Consider the following 17,324-nt stretch of genomic DNA (forward strand, 5'->3'; position numbering starts at 1 on the left):
CTTGAATACATTAACAAGAGTACAAAAATGTGAACAACATCGCCTTCACATTTTGATCTGGCGCAAACTTCGCTCCGGATACCCCCTAAGAGGTATATTTTTGGCGTATTCAAGCGGCTACTTTTGACTTTGGAGATGTCGTGGTTATTGCAAATAACGATAAAGTAACACAGAGATGAGATGGTGAAAAAATTAAGCCAAAAATCCTTTGCACTCAGTGCATTGGTCGCGGCAAGCGTAATGGCTGCCGGTGCGTTTGCGAGTGACAAGACCGAGCCTCGCAACGAAGTCTACAAAGACAAGTTCAAAAATCAATATGCCAGTTGGCATGACACTGCAAAGAGTTCTGAAATTGTTGACGTATTGGCAGAAGATCCCAACCTGGTGATCCTGTGGGCCGGTTATGGTTTCGCCAAGGACTACAATGCTCCTCGTGGCCACATTTATGCCGTGACCGATGTGCGCAACACCCTGCGTACCGGTGCGCCAAAGAGTGCCGAAGATGGTCCAATGCCAATGGCTTGCTGGAGCTGTAAGAGCCCGGATGTACCTCGCCTGATTGAAGAGCAGGGTGAAGATGGTTACTTCACCGGCAAGTGGGCCAAAGGTGGCCCTGAAGTGGTTAACGCCATAGGTTGTGGCGATTGTCACGAGAAAGGTTCGCCCAAGCTGCGTTTGGGCCGTCCTTTTGCCGAGCGCGCCATGGAGACCCTGGGTACGCCATTTGATAAGGCTTCCCGCAAAGACAAGCAATCCATGGTTTGTGGCCAGTGTCACGTAGAATACTACTTTGAGAAAGTGGAAGGCCGTAAGGGCTTTGTTAAGTTCCCATGGGATCAAGGCACTACAGTGGAGTCCATGGAAGCTTACTACGATGCCATCGAGTTTGCCGACTGGACTCACGCTCTGTCCAAGACTCCTATGCTGAAGGCACAGCACCCAGGTTATGAAACCTGGCAGCTGGGGGTTCACGGTAAGAACAACGTGACCTGTGTTGACTGTCACATGCCGAAAGTAACCAACGACAAGGGTCGTAAGTTCACCGATCACAAAGTGGGTAATCCTTTCGACCGCTTCGAAGAAACCTGTGCTCAGTGCCACACACAGAGCAAAGAGTTTATGGAGAACCTGACTGCCGAGCGTAAAGCCAAAGTTAAAGAGCTGAAGCTGAAGGCTGAAGATCAAATCGTCAAGGCACACTTCGAAGCTGCTGCCGCCTGGAAAGCCGGTGCGACAGAAGCCGAGATGAAGCCAATCCTGACTGATATCCGTCATGCTCAATGGCGCTGGGATTATGCTATCGCCTCTCACGGTGTCGCGGCTCACGCTCCTGATGAAGCGCTGCGGGTACTGGGTACTGCGGTTGACAAGGCTGCCAATGCCCGGGTGAAACTGGCGCAGCTGCTGGCCAAGAAAGGTATCGTTGAGCCTGTCGCTCTGCCTGATATCTCCACCAAGGCCAAGGCTCAGGCTGCTCTGGGTATGGACATGAAGAAGATGGTTTCCGACAAGGAAGACTTCAAGAAAAATGTTCTGCCTAAGTGGGATGCTGAAGCCAAGAAGCGTGAAGCAACCTACAAGTAACAGTCGTTAACATAACGAAATGAAAAATCCCCGCACCGCGGGGATTTTTTTATCTTACAAGCCAGCAGTGGTAGCCAGTGAGTGATTACAGGCTTATTTGATCAGCTTAAGCAGAGCCTTAAAGCGTTCACCTTCTGCCTGATGTTGCAGTTCAAACAGTAAAGATTCGCTGTTGTTGAGCCTGGCTCCCTGCTGCTTCATCATCTCTATTCCCAAGCGTTTGTTGCTTTCACTGCGGGAGCTGACGGCATCGGCTATCAAGTGCACATCGAAACCCTGCTCAATAAGATCACCACAGGTTTGATAGACACAGACATGGGTCTCTATCCCGGCCAGCAGTACCTGTTTGCGGCCCGTGCTCAACAGTGCCTCACGGAACGCCGGGCAGTGCCAGCCACTGAAGTGATGCTTGGCAATCGGCGAATTGGTCTTGGATAGCAGGGCGGCCAGCGACTCTGTAGTGGGGCCGAGCTTCTGCGGCAACTGTTCCAGCCAGAGCACTGGGATATCAAACAAGGCCGTGCCTTCTATCAGCATGGCCAGTTGTTGATGCAACTGTTCACTCTTGTCCATTATCTGCGCCAGTTTGCCCTGAACATCCACTATGACCAGCACACATTCTTCCGCTTTTAGCATCTTGTTCTCCTTCAGGTTGGTCTTAGGACAGGTGCAAACGAGTCCTTCTTTCACTTCAGTCAACGACAGGACATTCAGTTAACGTCAGTACAGGGCTTAAGCCAATAGGCCTTAGGTCGTAGATGATTGCGCTTTTTTTGTGCGCCCAAGCCTTACTTGCACTTAATTGGTGCATATCTGCAGCTCTCAACCTGGCCCGTAAAAGCTAACTCTTTATAAAACAAAAAATTAACATTTTGGCCTGATGCTTGAATTGCTTTTGGCATAACACCAATACAGCAAGGCGATTCTGGAGGTCTGGATGAAATTAGTCAGCGCAATCATTAAGCCGTTCAAGCTTGATGATGTCCGCGAAGCGATTGCGGGCATAGGCATTGAGGGGATGACGGTCACCGAAGTCAAAGGTTTTGGCCGACAAAAGGGGCATACAGAGCTCTATCGGGGAGCCGAGTATCAGGTGGACTTTCTGCCCAAGGTTAAGCTCGAGATCGCCACCAAGGCGGAGAATCTTGAGCACCTGCTGGAGGTCATCACCAACGCCGCCCATACCGGCAAAATAGGTGACGGCAAGATCTTTGTGACAGATCTGGAACAGGTTATCCGTATTCGTACGGGCGAAACAGACACAGAAGCGCTGTAAGGAGGAGAAGATGGAAGAACTGAGCAAATTGGGTACTACGGTCACAGAGTTGCGTTTTGCGCTGGACACCTTTTACTTTCTGATCTCCGGCGCGCTGGTGATGTGGATGGCGGCGGGTTTCGCCATGTTGGAGGCCGGGTTGGTGCGTTCCAAAAACACCACAGAGATACTCACCAAAAACATCTGTCTCTATTCAATCGCCTGTATCACCTACCTGATTGTGGGTTACAACATCATGTATGTGGACAATGGCGAGGGCGGCTGGCTGCCGAGCATCAGCACCTTGATAGGATCTCAAGCTGCCGACGCCGACCATGCGCTGGAGTCTGATTTCTTCTTCCAGGTGGTATTTGTGGCTACAGCCATGTCGATTGTTTCCGGCGCCGTGGCCGAGCGCATGCGCCTGTGGGCTTTCCTGGCATTCAGCCTGGTAATGACGGCAGTCATCTATCCGGTGGAAGGTTACTGGACCTGGGGCGGTGGTTTCCTTTCCGAAGCCGGCTTTGTCGACTTTGCCGGTAGCGGCATAGTGCATATGGCCGGTGCAGCCGCGGCCTTGGCCGGTGTCTTGCTGCTGGGGGCCCGTAAAGGTAAATATGGCGCCAATGGCCAGGTTAACCCTATCCCGGGATCCAACCTGCCGCTGGCAACCCTGGGGACTTTTATCCTCTGGATGGGCTGGTTCGGTTTCAACGGTGGTTCTCAGTTACTGGTCTCTGATGCCGAGAATGCCAGTGCCGTGGCCAAAGTCTTCGTCAACACCAATTCGGCGGCGGCCTTCGGCGCGGTATCTGCACTGATCGTCTGTAAGATGGTGTGGGGCAAGGCCGACTTGACCATGATACTCAATGGTACTTTGGCTGGTTTGGTGGCTATCACGGCCGATCCATTGTCGCCCTCTCTGCCTATGGCGGGTGTGATAGGCCTGGTAGCCGGCGGTTTGGTGGTGTTCTCCATCGTGGGCTTTGACCGCATCAAGGTAGATGATCCTGTCGGGGCTATCTCGGTGCACGGGGTCGCCGGCTTCTTCGGTTTGATGATGGTGCCTCTGTCCAATGCCGATGCCAGTGTGACAGGGCAACTGTTTGGCGCTGCGGTGATCTCTGCCTGGGTGTTCCTGGCGTCATTGCTGGTGTGGGGCGCCTTGAAAGTGACCATGGGGATCCGGGTGACCGAAGAGGAAGAGTACAACGGTATGGACGCGTCGGATTGCGGTATCGATGCCTATCCTGAGTTTGTGACTGTCAAGAACGCCAATTGATAAGCCAAGAACGCCAATTGATAAGCCAAGAACGCCAACTGAGAGGCCATGAGTGTTCTTGAGAGATCAAGCAAGCTTCCTTAATCTTTAAGCCATCTCTTGTGAGATGGCTTTTGGTTAGAGCTGGCTTTGGGATTACCGGCCTTGTTGTTACCTGGCTTGGCGGGAGTCGGCCAGGAAAAGCGCATTTTGGGGCTATGGCGCTTGATGACAGACGCTCTTGGGGGCAGACTGAAAGCAGAAACAGCCTGGAGCCTAAGGGGATGGCGATGAAGACTCTCAGTGTAATGAAGCTGACCGGTACTTTTCTCTGCACTTTGTTCAGTACCTTGCTGTGGCTTGGCAATGCCGAGGCAGGACAAGTGGTGGTTCGTGATGCCAGTGAGCCCTTCGATGCCTTTGCCGTCAGGGATGAATTACTGCGTCAGCATGAGTGGCAGGAACTACTGCGCTCGCAGCAGCAACTGGAGATCCTGCGCAGCCTGCCTGCTATATGTGTTCCTTACATGCGCCCCTATCGCTACTTTTCCTGCGATGGCCATTTTTATCGCCCCTATCTTTACCGGCAACAGCAGCTCTATATTGGGATCCCCAAGCCGGGTTCCGAAGTTATCGCTCCCGGAAATGAAGGCTTGAACTAGGGGATATTCACATTTTGTCACCCTTTGGCGCGGCAGGAGTGGCCAGTCTGACTTAAGCTTTCAGTAAAGAAGCCTTAACTCAGGAGGCCCTATGTTCTCAGGCACTTTCTCAAGCGCTTTCTCCGGCCCTCTCATTCGTGCTCTCTCTGGCGCTCTATCCGCTACCATGTTGAGTCGCTTAATTGGTGCGGTTTTGCTGCTGCTATTTTGCGGTTGCAGCAGTACCCCGGTGCCAAGCAAGATGGCCCTTGGCAGCCTGTTTCAGGATAACCAATTCAAAGAGGTTGGGAATATCCCCGAGCCCGCCGAGTTATTCGCCTTGCCTCCCGAGGCGGTGCAGTTGCTCAGAGGTGCCTATAGCCGCAGCGCACTCATGTCCAATCAGGAGTTGGCCCACGAGTGGTTGGCTGACTATATCCATGCCGACAAGGGCGGCTTTCGCTATCAGGACAACTACACCCGCACCGCCGCCGAAACCTTTCACGACAGGGCCGGAAACTGCATGTCACTGGTGATCCTGACGGCGGCCATGGCGCAACAACTGGGGATAGAAGTTGAATTTCGTGATGTGGAAGTGCCCCCGGTCTGGGATCGCCAAGGCGCCTTTTATCTGGTCAATGGTCATATCAATCTCAAGCTATACCCGCCCAAGAATAATCATGTCTTCCATGTCACCGAGCGTTCCATTCTGGTGGATTTCCTGCCCGAGCGTGCTGTGCGCAGCTATAAGGTCAATAAGATCAGCCAAGGTACTGTGGTCGCCATGTATTACAACAATGCGGCGGCCGAGGCATTGATCAATGAGAATTGGGATCTCGCATACGGCTTGCTGAAAAAGAGCTTGCAACAGCAGAGTCTGTTTATTCCGGCGCTCAACAGCCTGGCGGTGCTCTATCGCGCCAGGGGCATGGAACAGATGGCCGAGCGGGTCTACCGCTATGCGTTGACGCTTGAGCCGGAAAACATGACTACCCTCTATAACCTGGCGGTCATGCTGAGTAGCCAGGATAGACTGGATGAATGGGCCGAAGTGCACAAGGTACTGGAGCTTGCCCGGATCCGGAATCCTTATTACTACTATGATATGGCGCAGCAAGCCTACATGGATCGCCAATATGATGAGGCGCTGAGTTGGTATCGAAGAGCGATTGAGAAGGCGGATTATCGCCACGAGTTTTACTTTGGTTTGTCCAGAACCTATTGGGCAAAAGGGGACTCCGACCGAGCGAAGAGCAATCTGCAAAAGGCGTTGGCGCTGGCCGGTGACGGCGAGCAGAAAAAACGCTATCAGGCCAAGTTGCATGCGATGGAAGGGCATTGATTCAAAAGCTTGGCTGAAAGAGTGGGGTTATAAAGGCGCAATCGGTTAAGCCAAGCAGCAGAGTAAAAAGCCCGATGCTGACATCTGCATCGGGCTTTTTACTTTTTGGCTATAAGTTGCTTTTTGGCTATAAGTTTCTCTCTGCCTGAAAGCTGGCCTTAAAGGGCATCGAAACTCAGCGCCTTGTCGCGGTAACTCAAGCGCGCCATCTGCCCCATATCCTTGAGCTCAACTGCCCTGACACCATAGGGCGGCTTTAAGCCTGAATTTTGGATTAGCTCAAGGTTTAGAGGCAACTGCAGACTGTTTTGCTCTTGTGTCAGCCAGGCCGCAGTCTCACTCTGCAGTATGGCGATTTCCCGCCCCTGGGAGTCCATCCCTGTGAGTATTGCCGACACCCCAAAACGACCACTTTGGGCCAGCTCCAGCGTAAAGTTGAGGGCGCTTGGCAGACCATTTTGCCAACCAACTTTGATTTCGGGTGCCAGCCGCGCCGATGGATAGAACTGCTTGAAGGCGGTCTTGACGGTACGTCGTACTAAGGTGTTATCCACCTGTGTCTCAATATCGACCACCAGTTCACTGAAACCCGCATTGCTTGAGGGCATGGGCAGCTGCTCATTTTGCAGTCGCCAGCTGTTGCCACTTTGGCTGAGTCGCAGTGGGGTTTGCTCACCGCTTGCTTGCTGCAGCCGGGCACTGGCCAAACGAGGTGAACCCATGGCCTTATCGTTCTCAAGCGCCAGTTCCAACTCGAGATGGGTGTTGGCCTCGAGTGATGATGGGGTGCTTAACTTGAGACGATAGGCAGAGCCTTTCTCTTTGACATTAACCAGATAGTTGTCAGTGGCGGTCAGCGCTGCGGCGACCTGCAGGCGATAGAGACCGGGCTTGATATCTGAGCTCAGCAACAGGGCACTGGAGTCATCATCCATCCCGGCGCTGGCCAGAGACTCAGAGTCTACGGCGCGGCGGATAAGACGCTTGTTCTCAGTTTTGCCTGCGGCCGAGCTGAGTTGAACTGCGTCCGGAGCAATGCTCTTGGGGGCAGTAGGGGCGTCGCTGCTTGTATCCCAGCGAGGAGCCAGACGGATAACGCTGCTGCCTTGGGTTAATGGCAGCTCTATGCCTTGGTTAAGCTCGGCGCCTGTAACCATCAACCAGTATTCATCACTGCTGGCATTGGCGGTTTTGTCCGGCAGCTGGGCTTGATACTCCCCTGACAGCGCCCTGACAAAGCTGACATCTTCCCTGGAGGTATTCAAGGGCGGCAATTGCCCTGTATCTAGCTCTTCTGAAGCCTTGATATCGCTTGCCTGGGGCGGCACCATGGCCAAGGTCAGGCTTTTGGGCTGCTGGGTTTGTTCTACCTTGGTATCATCCTGGCAACCCGCGAGGCTCAGGAGTATCGCTGCCAGCAGCGGTGTCTTGCTGATATGCATCTTCATACTTACGTCCTCAGATATGATTGCGCAGAAGGGTGTCGAGATTAAAACAGGCCCGGCGGCTTTGATGGTGACTCAAAGGTTCTCTGTCACGGGTTTTCTGCTTATCGGTAAACCAGACACTGCCGGCGGCACTCTGGGAGCTGCACTCAAGAAAACCGTCGGAGCAGTTATCCAGCCAGTTTTGGGTAGTCTCCAACCCGACCTGATACTGATAGCCGCCGCAATAGCTGTCGCTGTCCCAAACTGCCGACTCCACGTCCGAGCCGACAACAGCTTCAAAAGGCTTACCCAGAGAAGGGCGCCCGGCTGTGCCGTACAGCCATTGACTGTTGTATTGTGCCATCCAACCCACTTGCTGCTGTTTGACGGCATCGCTGTCGTAACCGAGCAGCCAGCCGAGACTGGTTTCAAACACATTGCCTTGAGTGACGGCATCGGCCAGTGGTGTACCGGCACTGGAAGGAGCCAGCGCTATCACTCGGCTGATGCTGTTGATTACAGCAGGATAACGTCCATCCCAGGTGGGATTGGACAAGACCCAGCGCACTATGTTGCCGCCATTGGAGTGGGTGATGAGGATCAGTTGATCCAGATTGCGGGCGTTGATAAAGCTCTGCAGCTGATCGACCAGACAGCCGGCAGCGGCTTCATCCCACATATATTGTTCGAAGTCACAGTTGATGACCTGATAGTTACTCGGGGTGCTGATACCTTGACGAACTGAATCGACAAACTCGCGGGTCCAGTAATCGTTCAGGGCATCGGTTTGTTTTCCTGTTCCATGGACAAAGGCGACGCCGGTGGCGCCATGACTCAGGGAGCAGACACTACAAAGACCCAACATCATAAGGGTGGTGGATATTTTCATGTCGCATTTCTCTTGTTGATTGTCATTATTTTGTTGAACGGATAAGTATGCCTATCCGCTAATTAAGCTAACTTCGATATGTTAAGGCGGCAAGACTTTATGCGGAATATTTGATTGCCTGAAGAGGGTTTAATGTGGGATTGTGTTTGAATTTCAGTTTTGACTTTATTTATCTGCTGCTTTTTCAGATAAATAAAGCCTGATGGAAAACTACACGGGTTTGAATATTGTCAGTCATCAAACTGTGGTGGTTCGGCCAGAATACGCTCGGCAACTCCCTGCTCATAAAGCCACTCGATACCGGCGGTTATTTCGGCGGCTATCTCAGGATCCCGGCAAGCCAGAAAGCGTGGGGCCTCTTCGAACAGCGATACTTCCCTTACAGGAGGAATTGAGTCCTTTTTCTCAGCAAGTTTTTGATAGTTATAGGCAAAAATTCGCCTTTCCAACACTATTGCCTCAACTCTATTACCCAGCAACATAGCCACCTGATTACTCTGATTGGCAATTTCACTGTAATCCGGATTCAGGCGTGCCATCTTGGCAAATTCCGCTCCCAGGTAATGGCTGGCATTTTGAAAGGCCGCCAGGCGCATATTGGAGAGATCGGATACTTGTTCAATGATTCTCTGGTTATCGGCGAGCAGAAAGATGCTGTTTTGGTAACTGAGTAGGCTCGGGGTGTAGTGCATCCCTTTGAGTCCGGGCAGCGCATTGATAAGGCAATCGACCTGGCCGGCCAACAGCAGCCGCAAGGCGCGTTTGGGGGGCGTAAAAGCGATATCTCCCAAGGTGAGTTGCCTGTGTTGTAAGGCCTGTTTCAGTAACTGGTATTGGATGCCATTGTGGCGGTCTTCGGTAAAAAAAGGCGCGATGGAGAAACTGGTGGAAAAGGTCACTGACCGATTGGCCTGCGACTTGGCTTGGGCAAGAGGCATCAGCAAGAGTACAGATAACAGACAGAGTCGGATCACAGTTGGCCTTGGGTTACTGGGTATCAGGTGTAATTATAATTCGGTTCCTGGGGCCTATAGGCTGTTTGCCTGTTTTACTGCCCATTGGTTGCTGAACATCTCTTTCGTTTGCAATACCACACTTAAAGAATTTTTTATTAAATCATAAGATTGCCATACAAAAAACAATAAAAGGGCAGATTTGCCTGTAAACCCATATAAGTCAATTGCATTGGTTGAATATAACGGATAGATTGAAACTGTTATCCAAAACAAGAGATTCTTATCAATAGCCGGAGTAGTGTGACATTTATGTATTACCAGAATGATGATGTACGGATTAATGAAGTTAAAGAGTTACTGCCACCGATAGCCATTCTGGAACGATTTCCGGCAACCGAGCGCGCTTCCTCAACTGTCTTTAAGGCCAGGGAAAATATTCACAGAATTCTTCAGGGACAGGATGATCGCCTGCTGGTGGTGATAGGGCCATGCTCTATTCACGACCCTGAAGCGGCGTTGGAGTATGGTGCGCGTCTGGCCAAGCTCAGAACGGCCTATCAGGATCAACTGGAAGTGGTGATGCGGGTTTATTTTGAAAAACCCAGAACGACAGTGGGCTGGAAGGGGCTGATTAACGATCCCTACATGGATAACAGCTTCAAGCTCAACGATGGCCTGAGAACGGCCCGCAAACTACTGCTCGAATTGAATGACAGCCAGGTGCCAACCGCGGGTGAGTTTCTCGATATGATCACCCCGCAGTATATGGCCGATCTCATGTGTTGGGGCGCTATCGGAGCCCGTACCACAGAGTCCCAGGTTCATCGGGAGTTGGCATCGGGCCTTTCTTGCCCTGTGGGATTCAAAAACGGTACAGACGGCACCATCAAGGTGGCGATAGATGCCATTGGGGCCGCCAGTGCGCCACACCATTTCCTGTCTGTGACCAAGTTTGGCCATTCGGCGATTGTGTCAACCAAGGGGAATGACGACTGCCATATCATTCTGCGCGGTGGACGCGAGCCCAACTACAGCTCGGCCCATGTGGCCCAGATATGTTCTCAGCTTGAGAGTGCCGGTCTGAAACCCAAGGTGATGATTGATTTCAGCCATGCCAACTCCAGTAAGGACTTCCGGCGTCAGATGTTGGTAGCTGAAGATGTCTGCGGCCAGATTGCCGCCAAACAGCAGGCAATTTTTGGGGTGATGGTGGAGAGTCATCTGGTGGAAGGACGTCAGGATCTCAAACCCGGACAGCCTCTTTGTTATGGTCAGAGCATTACCGATGCCTGCATAGGTTGGGATGATACAGAGAGGCTGCTGTCAATGCTCAACGACAGCGTGCTTAAACGCCGTCAGGGTTGAATGTTTCTGCTACATAGATAAAGGCGCCATCGGCGCCTTTATTTTTGGGCTTGCTGTGCCAAGTATTCGTTGGCTTTGGCCAGACTGCCAAAGGAAGCTATCAGGTTGTTACGGCCTTTTTCCTGGATCTCGGGGTTGCCTGATTCGATCATCATCCATACCCAGGTTTGGATCAGCGGCAGGGGCGGGTATTGAACTTTTGAATCCAACATAAGATTTCCTTCAAAATATACGGTAAAAATCGGTGCGGGCCGGTTTGTTTGACATTTTTTGAACACTTGTTGCTGCCCGCACTCAATAGCTGGAAAGAGTACCAAATTCTTTTTTCATGCATAACCATCTTTCGCTTCTTTGAGGTGATTTTGGCGATAAAAATTCCGTTACTAGTCATTTAGTCTAGGTCTAATGTTATTTTTGTCATTCTAAAGTGCTAGTTGCTGTGATTATTTCCGAGTGGGCAGCCAAACAGATCGCAGACTTGAGTCCTGGTCACTGCTACACTCGAGTCACTCTTTTCCCCTGGCAAGATGTATGCGTCCAACTCTCTACTTTGAAGGTCCCGTCGATAAGCTCAACTGGCAAGTGCTCAAACTTCTCTGGCCCTATCTGCTGGAATACAAGGGCCGGATTATCCTGGCGTTGTTGTGTCTTGTTGTGGGAAAGCTCGCCAGTGTCGGCTTGCCTTTCCTGTTGAAGCATTTGGTAGATGGCCTTGGCGGCGAACAAACTGCGCAGCTGTTGGCCGTGCCCTTGGCGCTGGTTTTGGCTTATGGCGGCTTGAGATTGGTTAATGCACTCACGGGGGAGATCAGGGATACCCTCTTTGGCAGGGTAACAGAGAGAGCGATACGGCGCCTTGGGTTGCAGGTATTTGAACATCTGCACCGGCTGGATCTTGGGTTTCATCTCGACAGACGCACCGGCGGATTATCGAGGGACATAGAACGTGGCACCAGCGGCATCAGTTTTCTGATGCGCTTTATGGTGTTCAATATAGTGCCTACCCTGCTGGAAATCCTGATGGTGGTGGCCATTTTGCTGTGGAATTACGGCATCTGGTTTGCGCTGATTACCTTCTGCTCCGTGTTGGCCTACGGCCTGTTCTCTGTGATAGCCACCGAGTGGCGCACCGCCTATGTACGTGAGGCGGCAAAGGCCGATTCTGTATCCAATACCCGTGCTATCGACAGTTTGCTTAACTATGAAACCGTCAAGTACTTCAATAATGAAGCCTATGAGGCGAATGAGTATGACAAGGCTTTGGCGGATTGGGAGGTGGCCAAACGCAAGAATCGCCTGTCGCTGTTTGCTCTCAATGCCGGTCAGGCCACAATTATTGCCGTTGCCATGACCTTGATGCTGGGGCTCGCGGCTTTTGAAGTGACCCGGGGACAGATGACAGTGGGTGATTTTGTGTTGATCAACGCCTTTATGATGCAACTCTTTATGCCGCTCAACTTCCTGGGTTTTGTGTATCGTGAAATTCGTGGAGCCTTGGCCAATATTGAAAGGATGTTCTCGCTGCTGGATAAGACTCCGCTGGTAAAAGACAACCCAGCGGCCAAGGATATCGTGCCGACAGAGGGCCGAGTCAGTTTTGAGTCGGTTGGCTTTGGCTATGGTGACAGGGAGATACTCAAGGGCGTGAGTTTTGAGATAGAACCCGGGCAGAAGGTGGCTGTAGTGGGTGAAAGCGGCGCCGGTAAATCGACGTTGGTACGCTTGCTGTTCCGTTTTTACGATGTCAGCCAAGGGGCGATTCGGGTCGATGGTATAGATATTCGCGACATGACCCAAGATGCACTGCGCCGGGCCATCGCCATAGTTCCTCAAGATACGGTACTGTTTAACGATACTCTGTTTGAAAACATTCGCTATGGCCGCCCCGATGCTTCTGACGCCGAGATTTGGCAGGCGATAGAGTTGGCCCATCTGAAGCAGTTTGTTGAGACATTACCACAGCAGGCTCAGACCAAGGTGGGTGAGAGAGGTATGAAACTCTCCGGCGGTGAAAAGCAGCGAGTGGCTATTGCCAGGGCGATATTGAAGCGCTCGCCGATACTGATCTTCGATGAAGCCACCTCGTCACTGGATAGCCGCTCCGAGAGGGCTATTCTCAAGGCGCTCGATGAAGTTGCCAAGGGCCATACCAGTCTGGTGATTGCCCACAGGCTGTCGACTGTGGTGGATGCCGATAAAATCTTAGTGTTGCATCAAGGTCGGTTGGTTGAGTCAGGCACCCACGACCACCTGTTGGCCGCCGATGGATATTATGCTCGTTTGTGGCGGATCCAGCACACAAAACAGGCAGATGAGTCGGTGCAAGTTCAGCATTGATTCAGGCTGGCTGCCGCATACTTGATGCTCCGAAGTAGCGTCAGCCTGGGGGCAGCACAGATGGAAAACATTGTATTGCAGGTCAATATCGAAGGAATGCAGGACAAAGTCCGTACAGACTGGAACAGTTTGGCAGATAATCTGAAAAAGCGGGGTATGGACGAAGTTGCCCTCAATCAACTGCATACTGAGTTATGTGCTGGACTGAGAGTTTCCACCCGCGGCCTGACTCTGTCTATGGTATCTGCGGAAACCTTTAATGCGGCGTTGGAAGGGATTATCAGTGAGTCAAGAAAGCAGGCTCAGTCGCAAGGGGTTTTGCGCAGCTGAGCCTGAGTTGATCCTATTTCTTGGTTTGGTTGCGGTCGGCTTGCCAGCCGTCGCACAGTAGGTTGAAACCATTTTTCGCTTCGTTTACCGGCGTCAGTTCAGTTATTTTACCGCCGCGATAACAGAGCATCTCTCCCTCAATCTCAATCAAACGGCTGCAATTCTTGCAGCTGAGCGATGCAGTTTTGCTCGTTTCCGGCTTGGGGACCTGACTGACAAATGTCATTTTCACTTCAAAATCCTCTGGAAGTGGCAAGTCTTGACTAGGAGTAAGATCTTACCACTTTTGTGACATAACGCACAATCTACCCACTATTATACTTTAGTGACAGCTAAATTATCTTTATTGATCGAAGTGAGCGTAATATTTATCCAAGGACACAGACAGACCATTTTGAGTGACGACTCTGACATGATGTGGCTTGAGCTGTCTTGGGTCACTGACTCCACAGGAATGGGCCAGCATCCCCAGGTCATGGTGTAATGCCTTGTTGTAGTTGGCGACTCGGGTGGATTTGTCTCTGGGATCCAAACCCTGTTGCAGCTTCTTGTTGTGGGTGGTTATCCCGGTAGGGCAGGTATCCTTGTTGCACTGCAATGCCTGAATACATCCCAGCGCAAACATGTTACCTCTGGCAGAGGCGATGAAGTCTGCGCCAAGAGCCAGTGCCCAGGCGACTCTGGAAGGGGTGATCAGCTTGCCCGAGGCAATCACTTTAATCCTCTGCTTCAATCCATGGCGGCGAAGATGATCCACCAGCAATGGCAGACTCTCTTTCAGCGGCAGGCCAACGTAATCCATCAGAGTTTGCGGCGCCGCGCCTGTGCCGCCATCGGCGCTGTCGAGGGTGAAGAAGTCGGGAGCCGATTCATGGCCGCGTTGGTTAATCTCTTCCAGAAAATCTTCCAACCAGTGGATATCACCCAAGACTGCCTTGATCCCTGTGGGTTTGCCTGTCACTTGCCTGACTCTGGCTATCATGTCGAGAATGTCGCCGACATGGTGAAATTCAATATGACCATTGGGACTGATGGAGTCCTGTCCGACAGGGATGCCGCGAATGGTGGCTATCTCTTCGGTTACTTTCACCCCGGGAAGAATTCCGCCTTTGCCTGGCTTGGCTCCCTGACTGAGTTTGATTTCGAACATCTTCACCTGAGAGTGAGCGGCCACTTCCCTGAGCTTGTCATCATCCAGGTGGCCTTCGGCATTGCGAACACCGTATTTGGCGGTACCTATCTGAAACACCAGATCGCAATTTCCCTTGAGATGGTGGGCGCTGAGGCCGCCTTCCCCTGTGTTGAGCCAGCATCCTGCCTGAGCCGCACCATGGGAAAGGGCGGTAACAGCCGGGCGGGAGAGGGCGCCAAAGCTCATGGCGGAAATATGGCAAATGGCGCTGGTGGCAAAGGGATGTTCACAGTCCGGGCCAATAACCACAGGCGTTGGTGGCACAACGTCTTGATCCAGCGTTGGGAAGGCCGTATTCATAAACATGATACTGCCGTTGGCTTCCAGTGGCCTGGTGGAGCCGAAGGCTATGGTGCGATCAACATTTTTCGCCGCCCGATATACCCAACTACGCTCGGCGCGATTAAAGGGAAGTTCTTCCCGATCGAGGGCAAAAAAGTACTGGCGGAAGAATTCGCCCATTTTCTCGAAGAAATATCTGAATCGGCCTACAACAGGGTAGTTATGCCGCACCGCCTGCTTGGTTTGCATCACATCGGCGATATACATGTAAGTGATCACCAAAAGCCCTAAGCCGACGACTATCAGAAACAGGCCGGAAAACAGTTCCAGCCCCCACATAAACCAGTTTTGCTCGCGCATCTTCTATCCTTATTGACTGCCAAAGTGGGTGGTTACCAGGCCTGTGGGCCCCTGTTCTCCCAAGGTGAGAATAAACAGTTGGTCGTATTGCTGCTCATTCAGGCTAACCAGGGGGCCACCCAGAGCCTTAATGATGGCCGGAACTGTATTGCTGTGGCCGGCGATCAGCACATTGCCTTGGTTGGCTTTAACCGCATCAGCTATGGCATTGATGTGAGCCTCCAAGCCGGCTTTGGCTGGAAACACTTCTATCCTGAGTTGTTTGGCTGTTGCAATCGGCGCCAGGGTTTCCTGAGTACGGCGAAACTCACTCGACATTAGCCTTTGCAGTTGGGTGTCCCGTAATGCCTCGGCTAGAGCCTCGGCTCGCGCTTTACCGGCGGCTGTCAGCCCGGGATCGGTTCCCTGGGCTTTTTCCGCGTGCCTAACCAGAAATATGGTTTGATTGGTGTCAGCGGCAAGGGATGGCAAGCTAAAAAACACAGAAAGACAAAGCAGTAGGAAAATTCTTACCATTTTTATTTCCTATCAAATACTTAAATAGCATGCGGGATCATAGCTCAGACTATCGGTCTGGGTAAACAATCGCTAAACTAATTACTGAACTGGTCGATAATTAACCTGAGATACGCTTTTCATACGAGGAAACCAAGATGGAAATCCGCAATCATGGCGCTCAGGTATCTGAGGTGGCCAAGGACAAGACCCAACAACTGGACGGGAATCATGGCAAGGCGGTATCTGAAGTCGCCAGCAGCAAGAGCGCCCGCCATGTCAGCCAGCAGTTGATGAATAACGCTATTCTGGCGGCGCAGGAGGAGGTAAGCCTCAATAGCGGCAACGAACCCATGAGTCTCTTATATCGCGCCGCGATTGAGGCCATCAATGAAGAACTGGCACCTTACATGGGGGAAAATGCCCTGCAGCAGGTGCAGGATCAGCAGATAGATACTTCTCCCGAGGCCACGGCCGACAGAATTGTCAGTTTTGCCACTCAGTTCTTCAGTGTCTACCAGCAGCAAAATTCCAGCATGGACTTTGACAGTCAGCTGTCCGGTTTTATGGACGTTATAGGCGGCGCCATAGATCAGGGCTTTAAAGAGGCGACGGATATTCTCTCCGGGCTCAAGGTGCTGGAAGGCGATATCAAGGCCGGGGTAGATGAAACTTACTCCCTGGTACAGCAAGGGTTGCAGGCATTCAGAGACAGCTTTGGCACAGAGCAGGAATAATTGAGCTCACGCGAAACCTTACCTGCAGATAACACCCCTCACTATGAGGGGTTTTTGTTGGCTGAATATGGAGTTATGCTGCAATAATCGTCTTGTGTTACCTAAGGAGAAGCTATGTGGACTGAAGGCCGGGTCATTGAGCGTATCGATTGGAACAGCAAGTTATTCAGCCTGAGGATAGCCGCCGAGATAGCGCCGTTTATTGCCGGCCAGTTTATCAAGCTCAGTCAGGTGCGGGATGATAAACGTATCGCCCGGGCCTATTCTCTGGTGAATGCCCCCGGGACTGACTATCTTGAAATACTGGCGGTGGCGGTAGATCAAGGCCAGTTGTCGCCAGACCTGCAATCTTTGCAGCCGGGTGACAGTATTAGTGTGACAGACAAAGCCACCGGCTTTATGACCCTGGATGAGATCCCTAAAGGGGAATTACAGGGGCGCCACCTGTGGTTTTTGGCAACAGGTACTGCTGTGGGGCCGTTTCTTTCCATGCTGGATACTCAGGAGCCTTGGCAACGGTTTGATAAAGTGGTTCTGGTTTACGGGGTAAGAGAAGTGCAGGATCTCGCCTATCTCGATAAGATCCGCGGCTATCAACAGACCTATCACGAGCAATTTGTGTTTGTGCCCAGTGTCACTCGTGAAGACTTTGACGGTGCGCTGCGTTGTCGCATCCCGGATGGGTTGCAAAGCGGTGAGATAGAGGCCAAGGCCGGGCTGAGCATAAGTGCAAAGGACTCGCAATTGATGCTTTGTGGTAATCCCGGAATGATCCAGGGGGCTACGGCGGCACTTATCGATAAAGGCTTGACCAAAAACCTGCGCCGGGCCCCCGGACAGATAACAGTCGAAAAATACTGGTAACAGGAGA

At 51.9% G+C, this 17,324-nt stretch carries 18 protein-coding genes; 10 read left to right on the plus strand and 8 right to left on the minus strand.

The window, feature by feature from the left end; translation table 11 throughout:
• Positions 1 to 180 precede the first annotated feature (180 nt).
• The gene (gene nrfA, locus ACSHSR_RS04965; protein WP_062793833.1) at positions 181 to 1,584 is read left to right on the plus strand and encodes an ammonia-forming nitrite reductase cytochrome c552 subunit; all 1,404 of its coding nucleotides are present in this window, start codon (positions 181 to 183) and stop codon (positions 1,582 to 1,584) included.
• A 93-nt stretch (positions 1,585 to 1,677) separates the two neighbouring features.
• Here the strand turns inward: nrfA and ACSHSR_RS04970 are convergent, their stop codons facing one another.
• Positions 1,678 to 2,220, minus strand: a complete 543-nt coding sequence (locus ACSHSR_RS04970; RefSeq protein WP_167716816.1) for a hydrolase — start codon at positions 2,218 to 2,220, stop codon at positions 1,678 to 1,680.
• A gap of 301 nt (positions 2,221 to 2,521) precedes the next feature.
• Between ACSHSR_RS04970 and glnK the strand changes: the two genes are divergently transcribed.
• The 4 genes from glnK to ACSHSR_RS04990 all read left to right on the plus strand — a co-directional run bounded on the left by glnK (position 2,522) and on the right by ACSHSR_RS04990 (position 6,083).
• A complete protein-coding gene (gene glnK, locus ACSHSR_RS04975; protein WP_025011521.1) occupies positions 2,522 to 2,860 on the plus strand; it encodes a P-II family nitrogen regulator in 339 nt (112 codons plus the stop codon).
• Between the two features lie 10 nt (positions 2,861 to 2,870).
• Positions 2,871 to 4,121: an ammonium transporter gene (locus ACSHSR_RS04980; protein WP_044733846.1), complete on the plus strand. Its 1,251-nt coding sequence runs from the start codon at positions 2,871 to 2,873 to the stop codon at positions 4,119 to 4,121.
• 269 nt (positions 4,122 to 4,390) lie between these two features.
• On the plus strand, positions 4,391 to 4,762 hold the full coding sequence (locus ACSHSR_RS04985) for a hypothetical protein (protein WP_236574467.1): 372 nt from the start codon (positions 4,391 to 4,393) through the stop codon (positions 4,760 to 4,762).
• A gap of 166 nt (positions 4,763 to 4,928) precedes the next feature.
• The gene (locus ACSHSR_RS04990; protein ID WP_071238608.1) at positions 4,929 to 6,083 is read left to right on the plus strand and encodes a tetratricopeptide repeat protein; all 1,155 of its coding nucleotides are present in this window, start codon (positions 4,929 to 4,931) and stop codon (positions 6,081 to 6,083) included.
• A gap of 158 nt (positions 6,084 to 6,241) precedes the next feature.
• On the opposite strand, the gene ACSHSR_RS04995 is transcribed toward ACSHSR_RS04990, so the two are convergent.
• The 3 genes from ACSHSR_RS04995 to ACSHSR_RS05005 all read right to left on the minus strand — a co-directional run bounded on the left by ACSHSR_RS04995 (position 6,242) and on the right by ACSHSR_RS05005 (position 9,373).
• Positions 6,242 to 7,531 carry a DUF4785 domain-containing protein gene (locus tag ACSHSR_RS04995; RefSeq protein WP_342188597.1) on the minus strand — a complete coding sequence of 430 codons (1,290 nt, stop codon included), beginning with the start codon at positions 7,529 to 7,531 and terminating at the stop codon, positions 6,242 to 6,244.
• Positions 7,532 to 7,541: 10 nt separating this feature from the next.
• Positions 7,542 to 8,399: a lipase family protein gene (locus ACSHSR_RS05000; protein WP_025011517.1), complete on the minus strand. Its 858-nt coding sequence runs from the start codon at positions 8,397 to 8,399 to the stop codon at positions 7,542 to 7,544.
• A 230-nt stretch (positions 8,400 to 8,629) separates the two neighbouring features.
• Entirely contained in the window at positions 8,630 to 9,373 is a 744-nt protein-coding gene (locus ACSHSR_RS05005; protein WP_479631311.1) for a substrate-binding periplasmic protein, read from the minus strand.
• A gap of 291 nt (positions 9,374 to 9,664) precedes the next feature.
• On the opposite strand from ACSHSR_RS05005, the gene aroG reads away from it, so the two are divergent.
• Positions 9,665 to 10,720 carry a 3-deoxy-7-phosphoheptulonate synthase AroG gene (gene aroG, locus ACSHSR_RS05010; RefSeq protein ID WP_025886981.1) on the plus strand — a complete coding sequence of 352 codons (1,056 nt, stop codon included), beginning with the start codon at positions 9,665 to 9,667 and terminating at the stop codon, positions 10,718 to 10,720.
• A gap of 38 nt (positions 10,721 to 10,758) precedes the next feature.
• On the opposite strand, the gene ACSHSR_RS05015 is transcribed toward aroG, so the two are convergent.
• On the minus strand, positions 10,759 to 10,932 hold the full coding sequence (locus tag ACSHSR_RS05015) for a hypothetical protein (RefSeq protein WP_096142315.1): 174 nt from the start codon (positions 10,930 to 10,932) through the stop codon (positions 10,759 to 10,761).
• 319 nt (positions 10,933 to 11,251) lie between these two features.
• On the opposite strand from ACSHSR_RS05015, the gene ACSHSR_RS05020 reads away from it, so the two are divergent.
• Positions 11,252 to 13,057, plus strand: coding sequence for an ABCB family ABC transporter ATP-binding protein/permease (locus tag ACSHSR_RS05020; protein ID WP_144191206.1), 1,806 nt, complete (start codon positions 11,252 to 11,254; stop codon positions 13,055 to 13,057).
• Positions 13,058 to 13,117: 60 nt separating this feature from the next.
• Positions 13,118 to 13,387: a hypothetical protein gene (locus ACSHSR_RS05025; protein ID WP_115389135.1), complete on the plus strand. Its 270-nt coding sequence runs from the start codon at positions 13,118 to 13,120 to the stop codon at positions 13,385 to 13,387.
• Positions 13,388 to 13,400: 13 nt separating this feature from the next.
• Here ACSHSR_RS05025 and ACSHSR_RS05030 read toward each other — a convergent pair whose 3' ends face one another.
• From ACSHSR_RS05030 to ACSHSR_RS05040, 3 genes are all read right to left on the minus strand, one after another.
• Entirely contained in the window at positions 13,401 to 13,613 is a 213-nt protein-coding gene (locus ACSHSR_RS05030; protein ID WP_174840162.1) for a hypothetical protein, read from the minus strand.
• 117 nt (positions 13,614 to 13,730) lie between these two features.
• Positions 13,731 to 15,221, minus strand: coding sequence for an FMN-binding glutamate synthase family protein (locus ACSHSR_RS05035; protein WP_025011511.1), 1,491 nt, complete (start codon positions 15,219 to 15,221; stop codon positions 13,731 to 13,733).
• A gap of 9 nt (positions 15,222 to 15,230) precedes the next feature.
• On the minus strand, positions 15,231 to 15,737 hold the full coding sequence (locus ACSHSR_RS05040; RefSeq protein ID WP_115389134.1) for a phosphoglycerate mutase family protein: 507 nt from the start codon (positions 15,735 to 15,737) through the stop codon (positions 15,231 to 15,233).
• Positions 15,738 to 15,874: 137 nt separating this feature from the next.
• Between ACSHSR_RS05040 and ACSHSR_RS05045 the strand changes: the two genes are divergently transcribed.
• Together ACSHSR_RS05045 and ACSHSR_RS05050 are read left to right on the plus strand one after the other, a co-directional pair.
• Positions 15,875 to 16,453 (plus strand): DUF5610 domain-containing protein, encoded by a 579-nt coding sequence (locus ACSHSR_RS05045; protein ID WP_144162249.1) that lies wholly within the window; start codon positions 15,875 to 15,877, stop codon positions 16,451 to 16,453.
• A gap of 114 nt (positions 16,454 to 16,567) precedes the next feature.
• Positions 16,568 to 17,317, plus strand: a complete 750-nt coding sequence (locus ACSHSR_RS05050; RefSeq protein WP_218997134.1) for a ferredoxin--NADP reductase — start codon at positions 16,568 to 16,570, stop codon at positions 17,315 to 17,317.
• Positions 17,318 to 17,324: the final 7 nt, after the last annotated feature.

The organism is Shewanella sp. VK101, assembly GCF_056497865.1.

Excerpts from the sequence above, each read along its gene's own strand:
- nrfA (WP_062793833.1), top strand. The coding sequence starts at position 181 with ATGGTGAAAAAATTAAGCCAAAAATCCTTTGCACTCAGTGCATTGGTC.
- ACSHSR_RS04970 (WP_167716816.1), bottom strand. The coding sequence starts at position 2,220 with ATGCTAAAAGCGGAAGAATGTGTGCTGGTCATAGTGGATGTTCAGGGC.
- glnK (WP_025011521.1), top strand. The coding sequence starts at position 2,522 with ATGAAATTAGTCAGCGCAATCATTAAGCCGTTCAAGCTTGATGATGTC.
- ACSHSR_RS04980 (WP_044733846.1), top strand. The coding sequence starts at position 2,871 with ATGGAAGAACTGAGCAAATTGGGTACTACGGTCACAGAGTTGCGTTTT.
- ACSHSR_RS04985 (WP_236574467.1), top strand. The coding sequence starts at position 4,391 with ATGAAGACTCTCAGTGTAATGAAGCTGACCGGTACTTTTCTCTGCACT.
- ACSHSR_RS04990 (WP_071238608.1), top strand. The coding sequence starts at position 4,929 with ATGTTGAGTCGCTTAATTGGTGCGGTTTTGCTGCTGCTATTTTGCGGT.
- ACSHSR_RS04995 (WP_342188597.1), bottom strand. The coding sequence starts at position 7,531 with ATGAAGATGCATATCAGCAAGACACCGCTGCTGGCAGCGATACTCCTG.
- ACSHSR_RS05000 (WP_025011517.1), bottom strand. The coding sequence starts at position 8,399 with ATGAAAATATCCACCACCCTTATGATGTTGGGTCTTTGTAGTGTCTGC.
- aroG (WP_025886981.1), top strand. The coding sequence starts at position 9,665 with ATGTATTACCAGAATGATGATGTACGGATTAATGAAGTTAAAGAGTTA.
- ACSHSR_RS05015 (WP_096142315.1), bottom strand. The coding sequence starts at position 10,932 with ATGTTGGATTCAAAAGTTCAATACCCGCCCCTGCCGCTGATCCAAACC.
- ACSHSR_RS05020 (WP_144191206.1), top strand. The coding sequence starts at position 11,252 with ATGCGTCCAACTCTCTACTTTGAAGGTCCCGTCGATAAGCTCAACTGG.
- ACSHSR_RS05025 (WP_115389135.1), top strand. The coding sequence starts at position 13,118 with ATGGAAAACATTGTATTGCAGGTCAATATCGAAGGAATGCAGGACAAA.
- ACSHSR_RS05030 (WP_174840162.1), bottom strand. The coding sequence starts at position 13,613 with ATGACATTTGTCAGTCAGGTCCCCAAGCCGGAAACGAGCAAAACTGCA.
- ACSHSR_RS05035 (WP_025011511.1), bottom strand. The coding sequence starts at position 15,221 with ATGCGCGAGCAAAACTGGTTTATGTGGGGGCTGGAACTGTTTTCCGGC.
- ACSHSR_RS05040 (WP_115389134.1), bottom strand. The coding sequence starts at position 15,737 with ATGGTAAGAATTTTCCTACTGCTTTGTCTTTCTGTGTTTTTTAGCTTG.
- ACSHSR_RS05045 (WP_144162249.1), top strand. The coding sequence starts at position 15,875 with ATGGAAATCCGCAATCATGGCGCTCAGGTATCTGAGGTGGCCAAGGAC.
- ACSHSR_RS05050 (WP_218997134.1), top strand. The coding sequence starts at position 16,568 with ATGTGGACTGAAGGCCGGGTCATTGAGCGTATCGATTGGAACAGCAAG.